The sequence below is a fragment of the Paenibacillus sp. J31TS4 genome (assembly GCF_018403265.1).
Classification (GTDB): Bacteria; Bacillota; Bacilli; order Paenibacillales; family NBRC-103111; genus J31TS4.
Window position 1 is genome coordinate 1 of the sequence record NZ_BOSI01000025.1, and the last position, 611, is coordinate 611.

The following is a 611-nucleotide window of genomic DNA, read 5'->3' on the forward strand; positions in this document are numbered from 1 at the left end:
AAGGCTCCCACCTATCCTGTACAGACCGTACCCAAGTTCAATATCAAGCTGCAGTAAAGCTCCATGGGGTCTTTCCGTCTTGTCGCGGGTAACCTGCATCTTCACAGGTATTAAAATTTCACCGGATCTCTCGTTGAGACAGCGCCCAAGTCGTTACGCCATTCGTGCGGGTCAGAATTTACCTGACAAGGAATTTCGCTACCTTAGGACCGTTATAGTTACGGCCGCCGTTTACTGGGGCTTCGGTTCACAGCTTCGGGTTACCCCTAACCGCTCCCCTTAACCTTCCAGCACCGGGCAGGCGTCAGCCCGTATACTTCGCCTTGCGGCTTCGCACAGACCTGTGTTTTTGCTAAACAGTCGCTTGGGCCTATTCACTGCGGCCCCCTCGGGCTATTCACCCTACCGAGGCACCCCTTCTCCCGAAGTTACGGGGTCATTTTGCCGAGTTCCTTAACGAGAGTTCTTCCGCGCGCCTTAGAATTCTCTTCCTACCTACCTGTGTCGGTTTACGGTACGGGCACCTTCTCCCTGGCTAGAGGCTTTTCTCGGCAGCTTGAGATCAAGTTCTTCGGTACTTAAATTTCCCTCCCCATCACAGCTCAGCCTTA

1 rRNA gene is annotated in these 611 nt (G+C 53.5%); it reads right to left on the reverse strand.

Annotated features, from left to right (window positions below):
* Positions 1-611: ribosomal RNA gene (locus tag KJS47_RS23810) — 23S ribosomal RNA — on the reverse strand; the annotation flags it as partial.